The 19,600-nt window shown below is 37.5% G+C and carries 19 protein-coding genes; 4 read left to right on the top strand and 15 right to left on the bottom strand.

The genetic code is table 11. The annotated features are described in order from the left end of the window. Positions 1-4: 4 nt before the first annotated feature. Positions 5-370 carry a holo-ACP synthase gene (acpS, locus tag POF52_RS27990; protein WP_025753519.1) on the bottom strand — a complete coding sequence of 122 codons (366 nt, stop codon included), beginning with the start codon at positions 368-370 and terminating at the stop codon, positions 5-7. A gap of 64 nt (positions 371-434) precedes the next feature. Here acpS and POF52_RS27985 point away from each other — a divergent pair, with 64 nt between their 5' ends. Further along, positions 435-1,037: a rhomboid family intramembrane serine protease gene (locus POF52_RS27985; protein WP_013081417.1), complete on the top strand. Its 603-nt coding sequence runs from the start codon at positions 435-437 to the stop codon at positions 1,035-1,037. Positions 1,038-1,045: 8 nt separating this feature from the next. Here the strand turns inward: POF52_RS27985 and uvsE are convergent, their stop codons facing one another. The 4 genes from uvsE to POF52_RS27965 form a co-directional block, all read right to left on the bottom strand. Beyond that, entirely contained in the window at positions 1,046-2,017 is a 972-nt protein-coding gene (gene uvsE / locus POF52_RS27980; RefSeq protein WP_176586356.1) for a UV DNA damage repair endonuclease UvsE, read from the bottom strand. Between the two features lie 94 nt (positions 2,018-2,111). Continuing rightward, positions 2,112-3,623, bottom strand: coding sequence for a DEAD/DEAH box helicase (locus POF52_RS27975; RefSeq protein WP_016762753.1), 1,512 nt, complete (start codon positions 3,621-3,623; stop codon positions 2,112-2,114). Positions 3,624-3,819: 196 nt separating this feature from the next. Next, the gene (locus tag POF52_RS27970; protein ID WP_016762752.1) at positions 3,820-5,202 is read right to left on the bottom strand and encodes a UDP-N-acetylmuramoyl-tripeptide--D-alanyl-D-alanine ligase; all 1,383 of its coding nucleotides are present in this window, start codon (positions 5,200-5,202) and stop codon (positions 3,820-3,822) included. Positions 5,203-5,298: 96 nt separating this feature from the next. Then, complete coding sequence (locus POF52_RS27965; protein WP_013054995.1) at positions 5,299-6,381, bottom strand: D-alanine--D-alanine ligase; 1,083 nt, start codon at positions 6,379-6,381, stop codon at positions 5,299-5,301. 293 nt (positions 6,382-6,674) lie between these two features. Between POF52_RS27965 and POF52_RS27960 the strand changes: the two genes are divergently transcribed. Genes POF52_RS27960 through POF52_RS27950 form a run of 3 tightly spaced genes read left to right on the top strand, consistent with a single transcriptional unit; the run spans position 6,675 to position 9,002 of the window. Beyond that, positions 6,675-7,187, top strand: a complete 513-nt coding sequence (locus POF52_RS27960; protein WP_097825547.1) for an FMN-binding protein — start codon at positions 6,675-6,677, stop codon at positions 7,185-7,187. Positions 7,188-7,201: 14 nt separating this feature from the next. Then, the gene (locus tag POF52_RS27955) at positions 7,202-8,131 is read left to right on the top strand and encodes an FAD:protein FMN transferase (protein WP_271997039.1); all 930 of its coding nucleotides are present in this window, start codon (positions 7,202-7,204) and stop codon (positions 8,129-8,131) included. After that, complete coding sequence (locus POF52_RS27950) at positions 8,115-9,002, top strand: RnfABCDGE type electron transport complex subunit D (protein WP_271997036.1); 888 nt, start codon at positions 8,115-8,117, stop codon at positions 9,000-9,002. Before POF52_RS27955 ends, POF52_RS27950 begins: the two co-directional genes overlap by 17 nt. Before the next feature lie 16 nt (positions 9,003-9,018). On the opposite strand, the gene POF52_RS27945 is transcribed toward POF52_RS27950, so the two are convergent. The 10 genes from POF52_RS27945 to mscL form a co-directional block, all read right to left on the bottom strand. After that, a complete protein-coding gene (locus tag POF52_RS27945; RefSeq protein WP_074893811.1) occupies positions 9,019-10,254 on the bottom strand; it encodes a sensor histidine kinase in 1,236 nt (411 codons plus the stop codon). After that, positions 10,247-10,924, bottom strand: a complete 678-nt coding sequence (locus tag POF52_RS27940; protein ID WP_013081410.1) for a response regulator transcription factor — start codon at positions 10,922-10,924, stop codon at positions 10,247-10,249. Before POF52_RS27940 ends, POF52_RS27945 begins: the two co-directional genes overlap by 8 nt. Before the next feature lie 145 nt (positions 10,925-11,069). Continuing rightward, on the bottom strand, positions 11,070-12,182 hold the full coding sequence (locus tag POF52_RS27935) for an acyltransferase (protein ID WP_271997031.1): 1,113 nt from the start codon (positions 12,180-12,182) through the stop codon (positions 11,070-11,072). A 218-nt stretch (positions 12,183-12,400) separates the two neighbouring features. Next, positions 12,401-13,474, bottom strand: a complete 1,074-nt coding sequence (locus POF52_RS27930; RefSeq protein ID WP_271997029.1) for an ABC transporter substrate-binding protein — start codon at positions 13,472-13,474, stop codon at positions 12,401-12,403. After that, positions 13,471-14,277 (bottom strand): ABC transporter permease, encoded by an 807-nt coding sequence (locus POF52_RS27925; protein ID WP_013054988.1) that lies wholly within the window; start codon positions 14,275-14,277, stop codon positions 13,471-13,473. The genes POF52_RS27930 and POF52_RS27925 overlap by 4 nt, the downstream gene beginning before the upstream one ends. A 1-nt stretch (position 14,278) precedes the next feature. Beyond that, positions 14,279-15,079, bottom strand: coding sequence for an ABC transporter permease (locus POF52_RS27920; protein ID WP_271997026.1), 801 nt, complete (start codon positions 15,077-15,079; stop codon positions 14,279-14,281). Further along, entirely contained in the window at positions 15,069-16,178 is a 1,110-nt protein-coding gene (locus tag POF52_RS27915) for an ABC transporter ATP-binding protein (RefSeq protein ID WP_016762744.1), read from the bottom strand. The genes POF52_RS27920 and POF52_RS27915 overlap by 11 nt, the downstream gene beginning before the upstream one ends. A gap of 20 nt (positions 16,179-16,198) precedes the next feature. Next, complete coding sequence (locus tag POF52_RS27910; RefSeq protein WP_013081404.1) at positions 16,199-16,741, bottom strand: helix-turn-helix domain-containing protein; 543 nt, start codon at positions 16,739-16,741, stop codon at positions 16,199-16,201. A 195-nt stretch (positions 16,742-16,936) separates the two neighbouring features. After that, positions 16,937-19,006, bottom strand: coding sequence for an LTA synthase family protein (locus POF52_RS27905; RefSeq protein WP_271997021.1), 2,070 nt, complete (start codon positions 19,004-19,006; stop codon positions 16,937-16,939). Between the two features lie 195 nt (positions 19,007-19,201). Then, a complete protein-coding gene (gene mscL, locus POF52_RS27900) occupies positions 19,202-19,597 on the bottom strand; it encodes a large conductance mechanosensitive channel protein MscL (protein ID WP_013081402.1) in 396 nt (131 codons plus the stop codon). Between the last annotated feature and the right edge of the window lie 3 nt (positions 19,598-19,600).

Genomic DNA, 19,600 nt, shown 5'->3' with positions numbered 1-19,600 from the left:
CAGACTAGCTTGACAAGCGTTCAATAATTACTTGAGCAATTGCATAGTGCGCACTGTGGGAAATAGATACGTGTACGGACGCGTCCAGTGGTTGTTTTGTAACAATGTGGGGCTTTCCTCTTTCATCATTCACGATTTCGATATCTTGGAAGCTGAAATCTTTTCCTATTCCTGTTCCAAGAGCTTTCGAATATGCTTCCTTCACAGCAAATCTTCCTGCTAAAAATTCGACCTTACGTCGGCTTGATAGCTTTTCATAGCGTTCTTTTTCATTTTTTGTTAAAATCCGAGTAACAAAAGCGCTTTGACGCTGCACCATTTTTTCAATCCGCTCTAACTCTGTAATATCAATTCCAGTTCCTATAATCATTTTCATTTAATCCTCTCTTACAGAATAGTATATAAAAATGCCTTTATAAAAAGGAGTGACAAATATGTTCGTACGCACAGAAAATGCAGCTGAATTTAAACGTTTTTACCCTGTTACCTTCACGCTTATCTGCATCCACATTGCGCTATGGTTACTTGCCGCTCTTCCCTCAAACCTTGCAGAATCTTTTATACATCAGCTTATTGGTGTGAATAGCTTAATTTCTCAAGGAGACTACTGGCGACTTTTCACACCTATCTTTTTGCATCTAAGCTTTTCACACCTTCTTTTTAACTCATTTTCATTGTTCTTGTTAGGGCCAGGTGCTGAGCGTATTCTTTCTTCTTATAAGTTTCTTCTATTCTACCTTACGTGTGGATTTCTTGGAAATATCGTTACATTTCTAACCCAATCTTCTTTCTACAGCCATGTGGGTGCATCCGGTGCCATTTTCGGGCTGCTCGGGTTTTACCTCTACCTTGTAATAAAACAAAAGCATATGCTTTCTCAAAGTAACCAGCAAATCATTGTCGTCTTCTTAATTATTGGATTACTTTCAGGTCTGCTAACGCCAAGAACCAACAACACAGCTCATTTCGTTGGAGGTATTGCTGGATTTCTTCTCGCTTTTCTCGCGTTCAAACAGAAAAACAAGCCACAGATATGAGGCCTGCTTTAAGATTTAATATAAAAAGTGGATGAGTTAATAAATTCCACATCTTCATAAGACTTCAAGTCTCTTACTAACTGAAAGAGCGCTTCATCTTTTTTCTTAGCTTCAATCATGCAATCAATTTGCGGTATCGATCCATTTACTTCTTTTAAAAAGCTGTAAAACCCATGAACATCGATATAATCTGCATGGGCTCTAAATTCTTTATCACTTTTAGGACTAGATATATGCATTTTTAGAGGAAGCGTTTCCTGTTCCCACGTTCTAGTGATACGGTCCCAATGCTCTTGCCATGAAGTTTCATCGTTGTTTGCCTGATGATGATGAAGATCAAAAATGATTGGGACATTTAGTTTTTCACATAAATACAAGACGTCCTTTATATGAAAGGTTGTATCGTCGTTTTCTAACATAATCATTTGCTGAAGGGATTGAGGTACAAGCCCCCAATTATGAATAAACTGCTCCAATGCTTTTTCTTTATCATTATAAGCCCCTCCGACATGTAAAACACAGCGATTTTGAAGCGGAATATCCATTCCTTTTAGCAACTTTTGATGCATGCGAAGAGTTTGAATAGAATGCTTAAAAACCTCTTTATCCGTTGAGTTTAAAACAACAAAATGATCCGGGTGAAAATCTACTCGCATTGGATGTTCTTTCAAAAATACAGAAATGCGCTGAAGAGCATCCTTTAAAGGAGCTATGTAGTTCCACTCTTTTAGCGCCTCATGGTTAGCTAATGGAATTAACTTAGAACTGAATCGAAAAAACTCAATTTCACTCCACGCATTATGTTTTAATAAACGTAAGCAGTTTTCTAAGTTGGATATTGCAATACGTTCGAGCTTGCGAATGGCCGCTTCATGGTCTTTCACACGCTGAAATTGTGCAAAAGTCATTGTTTGAGAAGGAGAACTATTTTCCAAATGAACGCTCATCGCCACATAACCTAACCGAACAATGGTCGACATCAGTGAACACCCCATTTTATTTTATTCATAGTGTGCACCAATAAAATAGCAATTAACACATAAAAAAACGAGCCTGTTAAGGCTCGTTTTTATTTTACGCTTTGCTGCGAGAATCTTTACGATTACTGCTGCTATTACGATTTCTATTATCACTGCCGTTGCTTCCACCGCGACGCTTGTCACCAAAACGCTTTGAGTTTCCACGACGATTTTGCTGTGAGTAGTTTTTAGAGTTAGAACGTGAACGACCTCCGCCATTTCCACGTTTGTTTTTATCACCTTTTGCAATTACTGGTGGTTCAGCAGTTAATTGAATTGGTGATTCGTTTGGTTCTTTTGTAAATAATTTGATCGCTGCTGCCACTAATGAAACTGAATCGTGCTCTTCAAGTAACTCTTCTGCCAACTGTTTGTAGTAAGATAAGTTGCCTTGTGTCACAGATTCTGTTAATTTGTCAGCTGCAATACGCTGTTGACCTTCCATTGCTTCATCAAGCGTTGGAGGAGTAAGACGCTCCATTTTACGTTTTGTTGTACGCTCAATATTGTGTAACTGTCCAGTTTCTCTTGGCGTTACAAATGTCATAGCAGCACCCATTTTACCAGCACGTCCTGTACGTCCGATACGGTGTACATAGCTCTCTGGATCTTGAGGGATATCAAAGTTGTATACATGAGTAACACCAGAAATATCAAGTCCGCGTGCAGCTACGTCCGTTGCAACTAATACATCAATAGAACCTTCTTTAAATTGACGTAGTACAGATAGACGTTTCGATTGCGTCAAGTCACCATGGATACCTTGTGCAGAATAACCACGCATATTTAATGCTTCTGATAACTCATCAACACGGCGCTTTGTACGACCAAAGATGATAGCTAATTCAGGTGATTGCATATCTAAAAGACGAGTAAGGATATCAAATTTACGCTTTTCTTGTACTTCTAAATAATACTGCGTAATGTTTGGCATCGTTACTTCTTTTGCTTGTACTTTTACCACTTTTGGTTCGTTCATGAATTTTTCAGCAATGCGACGGATTGGAGTAGGCATTGTTGCTGAGAATAAAAGTGTTTGGTGGTTCTCAGGTACGTTTGATAAGATTTTTTCAATGTCTTCGATGAATCCCATGTTTAACATTTCATCTGCTTCATCTAAAATAACTGTATGAACATCTTGTAGACGAAGTGTACGACGATTAATATGATCTAGCATACGCCCTGGTGTCCCTACGATGATATGAGGGTGCTTTTTCAATGCACGAATTTGACGACTGATATCTTGACCACCGTAAATTGATAGCACGCGTACGCGCTTTGTTTGACCAATTTTGTAAAGTTCTTCAGATACCTGTACAGCAAGTTCACGAGTAGGAGCAATAATTAACCCTTGAATTGCATCTACGTTTACATCAACTTTTTCAATAAGAGGAATACCAAATGCCGCTGTTTTCCCTGTTCCTGTTTGTGCTTGTCCGATCAAATCGTGACCTTCTAGTGCTAATGGGATAGTTTCTGATTGAATTGGTGTTGCTTCTTCAAAACCCATTTTACTCACAGCTTTATTAAGCTGTTGACTTAATCCTAAATCTTGAAATAATGCCAAGTTTTTCAAACTCCTTTTATATTTAGACTATCTATATTTTACAAAAAAAAGCATTCTCCGAGGAAACGGAAAATGCTCTAAACGACTACTTCAATAAATTCAACGTTTAGAGTATAAGCGCCTCAAGACACTCAGACTACATCATAACACTATGGCTTTCCGTTTGCAATAGAGCTTACTTATACTCTTTTTAATATCACGGTAATTTATGCATCATTTTTGAGATAACTTCCTCAAGCTTCATCCCTCGAGATGCTTTCACTAAAACCACATCTTCTCTTGTTGTAATCGCTGTTAATTTTTTAACAAGCTCATCTTTCTCCTCAAAGTGCATTACCTTATCTTCTGCAAAATTATTTTTTGCTCCTTGCTCAATTTCAACAGATAAGGGGCCGTATGTTAGAACATAATCAATTTTTTCTGCTTGAATAAACTCTCCCACTTCTTTGTGGAACTCTTTTTCCTGATCGCCTAATTCAAGCATATCCCCGAGAACAAGAATTTTTTGCTTATAGCCTTCTAAATCATGCATCAACGTGATAGCAGCTTTAACGGACGTTGGGCTTGCGTTATATGCGTCATTAATGAAGGTCAGGCCATCTGTTCGTTTCACGAGCTCCATACGCATATTGGTTAGCTTTAATTCTTTTAATCCCTTAGCGATTGTTTCATTGTCTAGTCCAAAATAATGACCTACCGCAATAGCAGAAAGCGCATTGTGAACATTATGTTTACCTAATACCGGGATAAAGAATGGATATGTTGTTTCACGTGAAACAGTGAATGTTGTGCCTAACTCTTCAGCTGAAATAGCACTTGGATACAAATCGTTTTGTTCTGAGCTGCCAAATGTCACCGTTTCAAATACTGGATTAACAACGCGCGACGTTAAAAGTGGCTCATCACCATTATAGACAAGCTGACCTGTTGGCGCTAAGCCGCTTGTAATTTCTAATTTTGCCTCCGCAATTCCATCACGGCTTCCTAAGTCTTGAAGGTGCGATTCTCCGATATTTGTAATAATGGCCACATCAGGCTCCGCTAAATTAGAAAGAAACTCAATTTCCCCTCGGCTGCTCATGCCCATTTCTAAAACTGCAATATCATGAGTTTCATCTAAACGCAAAATAGTAAGCGGCATACCAATATGATTATTAAAGTTTCCATCTGTTTTCAGAACGCGGTAAGTTGTATCGAGCACAGCTTTCACCATGTCTTTTGCTGTTGTTTTTCCGTTACTTCCTGTAATGCCCACTACTTTAATATCTAACTCGTGACGATAGGATTTCGCTAATTGCTGAAGAGCTTCTAGCGTATCATCGACTAAAATAACACTAATGTCTGTCGGTGGATTTTCTTCATCTTTGTTCCACAGTGTAGCGAGCGCTCCGTTTTCAATTGCTTTATGAACAAATGCATGCCCGTTAAAACGTTCCCCTTTAATTGGGATATATAAATTACCTTGCTGAATGGTTCTCGTATCAATTGAGACTCCCTCAATTACAGCTGCTTCGTTTCCGCTATGAAATACACTTCCTGGAATCATTGTAGCTAGCTGTGTAAGCGTACGTTTAATCATTGTTGGTTTGCTCCTCTCGATATAAAGTTAACTATGGATAACATTAATTGAAACTAAACACAGAAACACTATTCATGATGAATAGTGTTGTGTGAGTTACATTGTGTGTTTAATTTGCTGCTTTTCGGTATGACGTTCAATTGCTAGTGATACAAGTTTTTCGATTAAATCTGGATATTCAACACCTGCGTGTTTCCACAATAATGGGAACATACTGAAAGGTGTAAAACCAGGCATTGTATTCACTTCATTAATAATGAATTTACCTTCTGATGTTAAGAAGAAATCTGCACGTACAAGACCAGATCCATCAATTGCTTTAAATGCTTTGATTGCTAGTGCTGACATTTCTTGATGCTGTTCTTCTGTAATTTCAGCTGGAATAATAAGGCCTGTATCGCCGTCTTCATATTTGGCTTTGTAATCGTAAAACGCTTTTTTAGGTAAGATTTCTCCAACTACTGAACAAGCTGCTTCATCATTACCTAACACACCAATTTCAACTTCACGACCAACTGCTGCTGCTTCTACAATGATTTTCCGATCGAATAAGAAAGCTTCAACAAATGCTGCTTCTAACTCTTCGCGGTTATCACATTTGCTAATCCCAACGCTTGAACCTAAGTTTGCTGGTTTAACAAAGCAAGGGTATCCAAGTGTTTCTACTTTTTCATAAGCAGCCGTTCGATCTGCTTCCCACTCGCGGCGGATAAATGATACGTACTCTACTTGAGGGAGACCTGCCTGTGCAAACAGCTGCTTCATTACAACTTTATCCATACCAGCTGCTGAAGCTAATACGCCATTTCCAACATAAGGAATATTCAATAATTCTAATAATCCTTGTACCGTACCATCTTCTCCATTTGGACCATGAAGAAGTGGGAAAATAACATCTAGCTGATCATCTGTTTTTGAATCTGTTAATGCAAACATTTCCGTATTCAATGAAACTGGTGAAATAGCAGTTCCGTTATCTTGAATTTCTAATTGAGCAACTGTTTCAAGCGGACCAGTCAGCTGTGTGCCGCGAATCCACTTTCCTGTTTCTGTAATGTAAATTGGATGCACTTCATATTTATCGTGATTAATTGCTTTTGAAACTGCTAGAGCTGTTTGTAAAGATACTTTATGTTCAGCGGATTTTCCTCCGTATAAAAGGCCAAGCTTAATTTTCACTGATGTTCCTCCTAACACATATTCATCTTTTCTATTTTATCATGCACGTTTAGATAGTAAACAGAAATATTAACTATTATTACGTATGTCAAAATAGCTAGGCTTGTGAAAGAAATTCTATCGCCTACCTTTATTATTTAGAATCATCTTTCCCATTGGCTCATTTATTCTTGAAAAAACTTTTTTGATTTTAAATCTTTTTTAAAATTTTATTTGTAAAGTTTATTTATGCTAAAGATCACCATCAATAATCGAAACTATAGTTCTGGTATAAATCAGGAGGTTCAACAAACATGAGTAAAATGGGAAAAACGATGATTGCTGCATGCAGCGTAGCCATTGGAAGTATTTATGCAACTGGTTATATAAACACTCTATCTGATGCACAAGCTGTTCAAGTCACCCCGGCTCATCATCAGAAGAAAACGACGGATCAAACAGACAATCAAACGATTGTCAATGACAGCTGGGGAGAAGATATAGCTTCTTCTAATCGGAACCATTCATCAGCGAGTGCCGAAAGTTCTTCTCCTAAAACAAAATACAAAGATGGAACGTATTCTGGCCAAGGAAGCAACCGTATCGGAACTGTCTACGTATCCGTGACCATTAAAAACGACCGAATTGATACAGTTGAAATTACAGAAGCAGATACTCACTATTCTCAAAGTTACATTGAGGGCCTTCCGGCTCAAGTCGTACAAAGACAAAGCTCAGATGTCGACGTCGTGAGCGGAGCAACGCTTAGTACAGAAGATTTTCAAAATGCTGTGGACGACGCACTTCAGCAAGCAATCAATGCATAAAGGAGAAACGAACGATGTCCATAAAAACGTATAGCCGCTCTGTATTATGTATGGGAACAACCGTCTCACTTCAAGTAATTGCTCCGCAATCAGAGGAAGCAAATGTCCTTCACCATATTTCAAAGGCATTTACTATTTTTAAAACCGTTGAAACGACGTGCAGTCGATTTGATGCGAAAAGCGAAGTGATGAAACTAATTAGACATGTCAAAGAACCCGTTTCTGTTAGTCCTCTATTATTTGAAGCCCTTCATTTCGCTGTCTTAGTAGCAAATGAAACGCATGGAATCTTTGACCCAACGGTAGGAAAGCAATTAGAAAACCGCGGTTTTAATGAACATTACTTATATGGAAATCCCGTACAAGTGAACGAAGCAGTCGATTCTGGAAGTTATAAAGACATCGTATTGGATACACATAAAAAAACGGTTTGTTTACAAAAACCGATGATTATAGATCTTGGAGCGGTCGCCAAAGGGTTGGCGATTGATTTAGCTGCCCGCTCCCTTCCTTATCAGCATTTTATGATTAATGCAGGAGGAGACATCCTAGTTAAAGGACGCAATCAACACGGAGAGTTGTGGAAAGTTGGGATTCAGCACCCTGTGATTCAAACGCAGTCACTACTGACTTTACGTGTAACAGATACGGCTGTCTGCACATCAGGAAATTATGCTAGAAAAAATAAGACACATCCATCAACGCATCATTTGGTTAATCCCTTATCTCCATCCACTCGAAGCAATCTGTTGAGTTGCACAGCTATTGCTCCTTCTGCCATGCTGGCCGATGCATTATCTACGCCAGCTTTTATTTTAGGAGCGGAAAAAGGAGTAAATTTATTGAATGATGCCGACATACGCGGCGTGCTCTTCGACTCTAGTTTCACTCCTTTTTTCACATCAGATATGGAGGAATTAATAAATTATGACCACACGTTCTGAACGAAGAAGCGGTGTTAAATATATCAGTACACCAAAAGGTTATATTACTGTAGATGAAAACAAACCAAAAGAAATAAGTCTTTGGGTGCAGCTAGTTAAAACCCCTAAAAGATATGTAATCGCTATGCTTCTGCTTTTAACTTTATTAGGTGAATTCAACTCTTCTGCCTTTCAAGGATTAGGACACCTACTGCTTGCCGTATGCTCGGCGGCTGCCTTAGATTTAGGATTTTCTTTTGCTTATAAAAAGAAAATTCAGCTTCCTGACGGCGGAATTATTACTGGATTAATTATTGCCTTAGTACTCAGCACCTCTACACCTGCTTGGGTCACATTTTGCACTGTAGCTGTTGCGATTTTATCGAAGCACTTCGTAAAAGTAAAAAAGAAGCCTATTTTTAACCCTGCTGCTTTTGGTCTTCTCTTTTCACTTATTGTCTTTTCAAGCGGCCAAAGCTGGTGGGGAAGCTTATCTTTACTACCCGTATGGCTCATTGTATTCGTGTTTGTGACGGGGTACCTTGTAACAAGCAAGGTAAATAAATTCCCTCAAGTATTTGCGTTTTTGGGCGTGTATTTTGCTATTTTCACGATTATGTCATTAATAGGAGTAGGCGATGTAGCAGATGCTTTACGAGCTCCTTTTGTTAATTCCGCTTTATTTTTAGCCTTCTTCATGGTGACGGATCCGCCAACTTCTCCTGCCAAGTATAAAGACCAAATAAAATTCGGACTGCTTGCAGGGGCGATTAGCGCCGTAGATTACTTAGCTTTTGGCGGCCTTGCCTATTTATTAATTGGCCTGTTAATCGCTAATGCATGGAAAGCGTGGAAGACTGCCAACAAAAAAGTGATGAAAAAAGCTGCCTAATGACAGGCAGCTTTTTTCATAGCGGAATTTTCACATGAAATTCTGTACCCACGTTTTTTTGGCTAAAAACCTTAATTTCTCCGTCATGGGCTTGTACAATCCATTTGGCAATCGCGAGACCTAGTCCTGACCCTCCTTCGGCACGAGCTCGGCTCTTATCACTTCGATAAAAACGATCAAACACATACGGAAGATCTTTCGCTTCAATTCCAATGCCTGTGTCTTTGACAATTAGCGTCATAGAGTGGTGATGTTTCTTTAGACTAATATGAATGCTTTCTCCAGGTGGAGTGTACTTAAAAGCGTTGTCTAATAAAATCATACATAGCTGATGAAGCCGTTCTTGATCTCCTCCGCACATTAACGATTCAATTTCCCTTGTGAAGTGCAGCTCTTTTAGTTCAAATATAGGCTCAAACTGATTAGCTACTTTATCCACCAGCTCACGCATATTAAAGACCGTTTTGTTTAGCAGCTGTGCACTTGAATCAGATCTAGCCAGTGTTAGTAAGTTGCTAACCAGCTTCGTCATCCGCTTCACTTCGTTTAAGCTTTGATAAATATTTTCGCTTTCTTGCTCAATCGTATGATTTGGTCGTCTAAACAATAGCTCGAGATGCGTTTGCATCACGGAAAGAGGCGTTCTTAACTCGTGGGAAGCATCTGCAATAAATTCGACCTGTTTGTTCCACGACTTTTGTATAGGTACAAGCGCTCGATTAGCTAAAAACAAGCCAGCTACAAGCGAAAGAAGCAGTCCAATAAACGCTGAAATGATAAGAAGAAAAGCAAGGTGCTCTAAGGTTTGAGTTTCTGAATCTACGTTTAAGACAAGTTGAATCGTTGAAACGTCTTGGTCTTTTATATACCCTTCGTTTTTCACATTCATCACTCGATAAGCATGACCGTTTACCTCTTGCGACGTTTGGACTTTTCCTTCTGAGAGCGCAGGCTTAAAGTCATCAATATCGTTTGTATATAACCCTTTTTTAGGTGTAATTTTGATTAGTTTTTTATCACTGCTCCAAAGTAAAAACGCAACCCGTCTTTCTGTTTCTCTTTCATTGTTTTCCTGGATCTCATGTAAGTTTCTTTTTTTTACTTGCTCGCTCATCTCACTTAACCGATTGTCTGGATTTAAAAAAATAACATGCTGCATATAAACATATAAAACTAAACTAAAAATGCTCAAAATAACCATCAGCACGATTGTGTTAAATAACACAAGCCTGATTCTCGTCTTTTTAAACATGCTCTTCCCCTTTTAACATAAAGCCTACGCCTCTCACTGTACGTACATAACCGTCACAATTAAAAGGCTGAAGCTTCTTTCTTAAATGGTGAACATAGACATCTACTACACCCACTCCTACGTCAGATGTAAACCCCCATACCCGATTAAAAATTTGATCTCGAATAAGGATTTGTTCTTTATTTCGAATAAAGTATTCCAAAAGCTGAAATTCTTTAATCGTTAACGTTAGGGCACTCTCATTTATCATAACTTCATGATTGGCTTCTCGTATAGAAATGGGACCATATGAAATCATGCCTTCTTCTGCCTGCAAGTCTCTGAGCATCACTCTTAACCTTGCAAAAAGTTCAGCCATGGCAAAAGGCTTAACCAAATAATCATCAGCTCCATAATCAAGTCCTTTCACTCGATCTTCTACACTATCTTTTGCAGTAAGAAAAATAACTTTCGTCAGCACCTTTTGTTTTCTTAGCTTTTTTAGTATGTCAAGCCCTGTCATACCCGGCAGCATAATATCTAAAATCAAGGCATCATAAATATTCTGCTCTGCTAAAAACAAACCTTCATCTCCTTCAGACGCACAATCCACTTCATATCCTTCTTCTTTTAAGCCTTCTACGATACCGTGTAATAATGAAGCATCATCTTCTACCACAAGTACACGCATATCAAATTCCCCCTTTTGTGAGTACCTAAGTAAGCATTATCTTAGCATGTCACTTTTAAAAACATTTTAAAACTAGCGTGTTATCATCTCTTATACTTTATAAAAAAAGTTATGCCTGCAAGCAGACATAACTTTTAACTAAACGCTATTTATGATCAGGACGTCGGTAAATGAACACCGCTTCTTTTGGCAGTTTACCAAACAAAAAGCTAGCAAACGGTAAAAGACGATGACATCCCCAAATGATGAGGTAACAGCCCGCTAATGTTAGAATATAGCGTGCCAAGATTTCAAAGTGAAACATGTAGTCTCCTTGTATTGGTACTGCTTTTGCCACAAAGTTTAAAACCATTGGATGAATCAAGTAAAATCCAAACGAGTACATGGCAATATTTTTAACAACCGTCACGGACTTCACAGAAAGCTTTTCAGCTAACATCTCTGCAATTCGGAAGAAGAAATAACTTCCCACCACCAAATAAATTGTATTAACAGCCTCATACGTAAAGCCTGAAATTTGAATTGTCTTCATTGTGTATAAGTGATAATTTAACAGTGAAATAGCTATTCCCGATCCGAGCGTCACCAGAAATAATACAATATTTGAACGACTATACTTTTTATCCACTTGTTCGCGATAATAAACACCAATCCAACCGCCGAGTAAAAACGTAGCCATGGTATTTAAAAATAAATTAAATGAAGTGATATGATACGTATTGTTAAGCATTAAATAACCAAGCTGAATGATAATACCAAACAGCCACATGTATTTTTTAAAAATGGTTACTTTTTGTGCTAGCCATACAAAAATCGGCAGCACGAGATACACTTGTACAATTAAAAAGATAAAATGAAGCTGATAGTAAGACTCTCCGCGTAAAATACGTTTCACAATATCAGCTGCATTTAATTCTGTTGCTCCCACATAGTACGAATAAAATTCATAAATAAGTGCCCAAATAACATAGGGAACTAAAATATATGTCACCCTTCGAGCATAATATGTTTTCCATAAATTCTTTGTTAACGGCTTGTTAATATAACTATAAAAGAAAACTAAACCTGTGATCACAATGAAGATCCCTGCTTCAATTCGAACAATTCGGTTAAGGAAATGATATTTCTGATAAGCTTCGCTTGCAAATGGCAGTACCGTTGCATAAGCTGCTGTTACATGTACGAGCACAACCATCATCATAGCGAATAATCGTAAAAAATAAATGGATTGAATATGCTGCTTTTGTTTTTGCTTCACTTTTTCTCTCCTATATAATGTGAAATATAAATTCTAGATGAATAATAGAACATTCAATTTTTTCTTATCTTTCCCGTTTTACAAATAAAAAAGCTAATAACATAAAATAAATGTTATTAGCTTTACTCGTTTGTATTTTATCTTTCCTCTTGCTATCACGCAACTGAATTCACAAAAACAATAAAGAACTTGAGTATAAAGGCCTAATTAAGTGCCTTTTATTTACGGTGCATTTTAAATTCTAAAAATAACTCATTATAATAAGCAAGCATTCGTTTGCCTAAGTTATTATATACTTCAAGCTTATTGGTTAGTTCTTCATCCGGATAAAAACGTTCATCTTCCGCTACTTCTTTCGGCAAATAATCTAGCGCTTTTTTATTAGGTGTAGAATACCCTACATATTCTGCATTTTGAGCAGCGTGTTTAGGATCTAGCATAAAATTCATGAATTTATGTGCACTTTCTACGTTTTTAGCCGTTTTTGGAATAACCATGTTATCGAACCATAAATTCGAACCTTCTTCTGGAACAACGTAATTCAGCTTATCGTTTTCACTCATAATTTCAGAAGCATCACCTGACCAAACAACGCCAACTGCCGCTTCTTCATTTGCTAGGAGCATCTTAATCTCGTCTCCTACAATGGCTTTGACATTTGGTGTTAATGTATCAAGCTTTCTTTTTGCTTCTTGAAGATGGGCTTTATTCGTATCATTTAATGAATAATTTAAGCTGTTTAGCCCCATTCCCATCACTTCTCTAGCGCCATCTGCAAGTAAAATTTGATTTTCCAGCTTAGGATCCCATAAATCATTCCAACTTTTTATCTTCTTGCCATGAATCATATCAGAGTTATACACAATACCCACAGTTCCCCAAAAATAAGGAATAGAGTACTTATTGCCAGGATCAAAGGATAAGTCTAAAAAACGCGGATTAATGTATTTTAAATTAGGCAGCTTCGAATGATCAATTGGCAATAGTAAATTTTCTTCACGCATCTTGCTAATCGCATACTCAGAAGGCACAGCAATATCAAATGTTGTACCGCCTTGTTCAATTTTGGTCATCATTGCTTCATTCGAATCAAAGGTCTGATAAATGACTTTAATTCCGGTTTCTTTTTCAAACTGATTCACTAAATCAGGATCAATATAATCTCCCCAATTATAGACAGTCAGCGTATCTCCTCCAGAGTATCCTTCGGCATTGTTCAAATGATGAACCACATACATAAGAACGAAAGAAAGGATGACGATGAAGATAAACGGCTTTGCTAATTGCTTCATTTTCCAGTCGCCACCCCTTTCACTTTATTGCTGTATCGCTGACTGATAAAGTAATAACCAATCACAATCAGCACGGTAAACATGAAAATAAGAGTAGAAAGAGCATTGATTTTCAGCGAGACCCCTCTTCTTGCTAACGAGTAAATTTCTACTGAAAGCGTGGAAAAACCGTTCCCGGTCACAAAGAAAGTAACCGCAAAGTCATCCAAAGAGTAAGTTAAAGCCATAAAAAAGCCTGCAAAGATACCAGGACGAATAAATGGCAATACCACTTTCGAAAGTACTTCAAAGCGGCTTGCTCCCAAATCACGGGCTGCATCGAGCAGTGTCGGACTCATTTCCTGCAGCTTAGGCAGAACCATGATGACCACAATCGGTACACTGAATGCAATATGCGCTAATAATACCGATATAAATCCGAGCTTTACACCGATAATGGTAAATAGAATTAAAAAAGATGCGCCAATAATAACATCTGGACTCACAATTAACACATTATTAAATGTTAACAGCGTATTTTGAACACGTCTGCGCTTCACGTATACGATAGCAAGTGCCCCTATCACGCCAATAATAGTTGAAATAACCGAAGACAATAGAGCAATAATAAGTGTATTTAAGACAATAATAAGCAAACGTGTATCTTGAAACACTTCTTTGTACCAATCTAACGTAAACCCTTCAAATTCACGCATGTTTCCTCCGCTGTTAAAAGAGTAATACATTAAATAAAAAATGGGCGCGTATAAAATGAAAAAGACAAAAAATAAATAAAGGTGGCTGAACTTCCACTTTCTCTTCATTTTACACACCTCTCTTTCCAGTGCCTGTTATGAGCATCATAACGGCCATCGCAATTATTAAAAAGACGGCTATTGTGGCGCCCATGCCCCAATCCTGCGTCACTAAAAAATGTTGTTCAATCGCTGTTCCCAGTGTAATGACGCGGTTTCCAGCAATTAAACGCGTAATCATAAAGAGTGATAGTGCTGGAATAAAAACAGCCTGACAACCTGATTTAACCCCTTCTAGCGTTAGCGGAAATACCACGCGCTTAAATGTCACCCATGAAGATGCCCCCAAGTCTCGCGAAGCGTAGATAAGCGAGGGATTAAGTTCTTCTAAAGAGTTAAAGATCGGTAAAATCATAAAGGGGATAAAAATATACACCGATACAAACACAAAACTAAAGTCAGTAAATAAAATTTGATGAGTACCAAGTCCCATAAATTTAGTAAACTTATTAACCGTACCATACGTGCCAAATATACCTAAAAAAGCATAAGCTTTTAATAATAGGTTAATCCACGTCGGTAAAATAATCAGTAGAAGCCACAGCTGCTTGTGCTTAAGCTTCGTTAGTAAATAAGCTGTAGGATAAGAAAAAACCAATGAAAATAACGTAATTAAAAAAGCATACCAAAATGAACTCAGCGTCATCTGTAAATAAACTGGAGTAAAAAATTTCTTATAGTTTTCAAGCGTCAGCTCATTATCGATGTTGAAAAAAGAATAATAGACAACTAATACAATGGGAGCAACTACAAAAAGCAAAATCCATAACACGTACGGGACTAAGTAAATATTTCTTGATTTAGTTTGCATCGTAATCCTCTTCATAACCTTCGAGTCGCTTATCGAATTCTTCTTCCGTTTCATTAAATCGCATAACATGAATAGCTTCAGGTTCGAAATATAAACCAATTTCTTCGCCAACCGTTGCCTTTTTCGTAGAGTGAACGAGCCACTCATTCCCTGCATGGTCATAGCCTAAAATTTCATAATGGACTCCTCTGAACAGCTGTGAATCTACACGAACCTGCAGCTTTCCTTGATCGGAGCTTGTAATGGCTAAATCTTCAGGGCGAATCACAATTTCAACCTGCTCATTTTGGTTTAATCCTTGATCAACACATTCAAATTGCTGGCCGCCAAACTCCACTAAAAAGTCAGCAATCATTTTACCTGGTACAATATTTGATTCACCAATAAAATCGGCAACAAAACGATTAATTGGCTCATCATAAATATCTGTAGGTTCCCCGCTCTGCTGAATTCTTCCTTTATTCAAAACAAAGATTTCATCGGACATCGCAAGCGCTTCTTCTTGATCGTGCGTAACAAAAATGAACGTAATACCTAGACGACGCTGTAATTCTCTTAACTCGTATTGCATTTCCGTACGCAATTTTAGATCAAGAGCTGAAAGCGGCTCGTCCAGCAAAATGACTTCGGGCTGGTTTACAATTGCTCGTGCAATTGCTACGCGCTGTCTTTGGCCGCCCGACATTTCCTTCATTTCTCTGTTTTCATATCCTTCTAAGTTAACAAAACGAAGGGCTTCTTTAACTTTTATTGTAATATCAGCATTTTTCATCTTCTTGATTCGAAGACCAAATGCTACATTTTCAAACACATTCAAATGGGGGAAAAGCGCGTAGTCTTGAAAAACCGTATTAACCTGACGTTTGTTAGCCGGGACATCATTAATTCTTTTCCCATTAAAATAAATCGTTCCGCTTGAGGCTTCCGTAAAGCCTGCAATTAATCGTAAAATCGTTGTCTTTCCACATCCCGATGGACCTAAGAGGGTATAAAATTTCCCTTTTTCAATTTCAAAGCTTACATGATCCAATACAACTGAATCATTATCATATTGCTTGGTCACATTTTCAAATTGAATAATTGCATTCGTAGATGTCATTTCACTTCACCTCTTTTGTTCTATAAATAAGACTCTGTCGCCACGATAATTAACTCTGTTATTCCGTTATGAGCATTTAAAATCTGATGTTCTTCAGAAGCTTGAAAATAGATGGTTTCTCCTTGTTTGGCTTCATATGTTCTGCCTCCAAGCTTCACCTTCACACACCCGCGCAAAATGTAGCCAAACGTTTCTGAAAGGGAAGGCTCAAATCTCTTAAATGCACCTTTTTCATGAAGAATAAGACGAATTGGCTCCATTTCTTTTTCGTTTGATTCATGCACAAGCCACTGAATATGGTAACCTTTCTCATCTTCGCAATAACTAGTGTAGTCTTCTTCTCTGTATACAACTTTTTGAACATGCGTATCAATTTCGAAGAATTCTTTCGGTTCGCATCCTAGCACTTCCAAAATACTAAAAAATGTTTCTAAAGACGGCGAACTTAAATCGCGCTCTAGCTGCGAAATATAGCCTTTGCTTAAATCAGTACGTTCTCCTAGCTCTTCTTGTGTTAAACCTTTTTTTAATCGTAAATTTTTAATTTTCTTTCCTATTTCCATACTCTCGATCCTCAACTGTATTTAAAATTAGCAAACAGCATGAATGATTGTTCATGCTGTTCCAAACTCAAGTTTTGTTTTACTTAACTTAAAGTTTACTTTTAACCTTAAAATATTATACATGAATTATTTTTTAGTACAACCTTAAACACTTAAAAAATAAAAACTCCTTTTATTTAAAAGGAGTTTTTATTTTCATTTATACAACTTATGCGTTTCGTACTGTTTCCCGGATAATGTATCAAACTCAACTTCATGGTAATCTTGAAGGTCTTTTGCAGCTTTTTTAGATAGCGCTGCCGGATCATCCACTAGCTTTCCTTTTGAATCTATATACATATTTGAACGAAAAGCCGGCACTTCTGTTTTCATTTGATTCAACTGATCGTAGAACAGATTACTTTTGTAACCAAGAGATTGAGCAAGCGTCGGAGCAATATAAATAGGACTCATCGTACCGAGATTTTTATCTATTTTCGTATCGTAATTAGATAAAAATAAGAGCGGCGTCTCATAAAATTTTTGAGATGTTTGCTGCGTTTTCTCGTTTCCAAAACCCGTTTCTTTGTAAGCTTGAAGGTTTTGTCCAAGTGCTGGCAAATGATCTCCCCAAAATACTACAATGGTCGGCTCGTCCAGCTTTTGAATTTCATCGTTCAATCGTTTTAAAGCAGCATCTGAACGTTTAATTCCTTCAGCATAAATTTCAATTTCCTTTTGCATTTCCGGTGATAACCCTTTACCGGTTACTTTAATGGTTTCCTGACCATTATACTTATCCGCTGAATAAGGAAGATGATTTGCAATCGTTACAGCATGCACAAATGCAGGCTTTTTCGACTGGCGAAGCGTATCGAGCACTTCATCAACTACCGCTTCATCGGAAACGAATTCTTTGTTATCTTTTTGCGTATGCTTCATTTGATCAATAAACTTCACTTGATCAAATCCCAAATTTGGGTACACATTTTGCCTCATATAAAGCATACCGCTGTTTGGATGCATAGCTGTTGTAGCATAGCCTTGTTTTTCTAAATAAGAGACAAAAGATGGATATTCTTTTTTACTCAATATATGCTGATAAGGAAGGCCTCCAGGGTTAAAGAAAGACAAGGAGTAGCTCGTCAGCGCTTCAAACTCCACATTAGCTGTCTCTCCGCCAAATGAAGGACTTAAAGACCACCCGGAAGGATATTTCTTTTGAAGTTCTCTTGTATTTTTCATTGGATCTTCAGAGAATGTCACGTTAAGCTTTGTTGGATCCCAAAACGTTTCGTTCATCACAAACACGACGTTTGGTTTGACTTCAGCCTTGCTTTCTTGTGTTTTCTCTTCCTTTGACTGAATGCGCTTTGCCACTTTTGCCATAGCTTCTTCTGAGTAGTCATCTGGCTCTTGGAGCACATCTGTTTTAACATTTGAAATCATGCCAATAACAGGTCCATTATAGTAATAATTATTTTGCTGATTCCACGGCATCAGCGCAGCATATTGATCATAATATTTTTGAGCAAACGAGTGTTCAAAGAATAAAAATGATTTCATTAAAAAGATGAGCGGCAGAATCATAATAATTCGAAGAAACCATCGAATTTTAATTTTCGGCAAGAAAAACCAAAGAGCGATCAGTACGACAATAGATCCAATAACTCCTATTACAATGGGAATTGAAATCGAATCTTTAATCATTGGAATAACTTCTTTTAACTGACTGGCCTGAATAAAATCGTTCGGGAACAACGGTTCATTTCGAAAGATTTTTTTATAATAGTTTACAAGAGCTAAAATAAAATACAGAACAAAGGTAATTCCAGCTCCTAAATAAGCTTCCCCTACTAGCATAATGATCGCTAGTGTTAACAGCGAAAGTAAAAATACCGTAAAAAGATAGCGTTCGGGATATACTTGCATCCACTCTATTGTTTTGCCTGGATTATGTATATCAATATGATAGATAACAAAAACCATAGCAGAAACGGCTGCTACGGCAATTGAAAACACAATTGCCGTAAAAATGGCATACCACTGTGAACCTTGTATTCTCTCTATCTGATTAAATTGAAGTAGCAAATAGAAAGTGAGCGCCCATAAGATAAGTGAGCATCCCCCTATTAATACTACGAACTCAGCTGTATGGATTTGGGCCCAGTCAAACAACATTTTTGTGTCATTTGATACATTAAACATAACAACACTGTATAAAAAAACGCTAAGCAGGCCATACGCTGCCAGCATTGGCAAAGAACGATACAAATGTTTAAACATAACCTTAAGCCTCCTATTTACAATATCTTAACACTTTTAATATGATTTTAACATTCCTATCTCTCTCGCTTTCACGCCTAATTTTCCCATAATCATATCACTAACATTTCCCGAGAAATTCCACACAAAAAAAGCCCGCTTTTCTTATGAAAAGACGGGCCTCTTAGCCGTTTTATACGTATGTAAAAATTGCTGTTATGAACGCTCTTTCACTGCTTCTGCTTTTAGCAGATCACGAATTTCTGTTAAGATCTCTTCTTCTTTTGACAGAACAGCCACTTCTTCCTCTACTTTCTCTTCTTCTTTTCTCTTAAAACGATTAAAGAAACGAATAAATAAGAAAATCGAGAATGCGACAATTAAGAAATCAACAATTGTTTGAATAAAAGATCCATATAATACCGTAGCTTTTCCAACTGTGAAGGATAAATCTTTAAAGTCTATCCCTGCTAACAACAAACCAATCAGCGGCATAATAATATCATTTACAAGAGACGTGACAATTTTTCCAAATGCCGCTCCAATAATAACTCCGACAGCTAAATCTAATACGTTTCCACGTAAAGCAAACTCTTTAAATTCTTTAAGCATCTG

This window comes from Priestia sp. AB (assembly GCF_028369225.1).
GTDB classification, from domain to species: domain Bacteria; phylum Bacillota; class Bacilli; order Bacillales; family Bacillaceae_H; genus Priestia; species Priestia megaterium.
The sequence above is the reverse complement of the archived record's forward strand: the minus strand, read 5'-3'. Positions and strand labels throughout refer to the sequence as shown.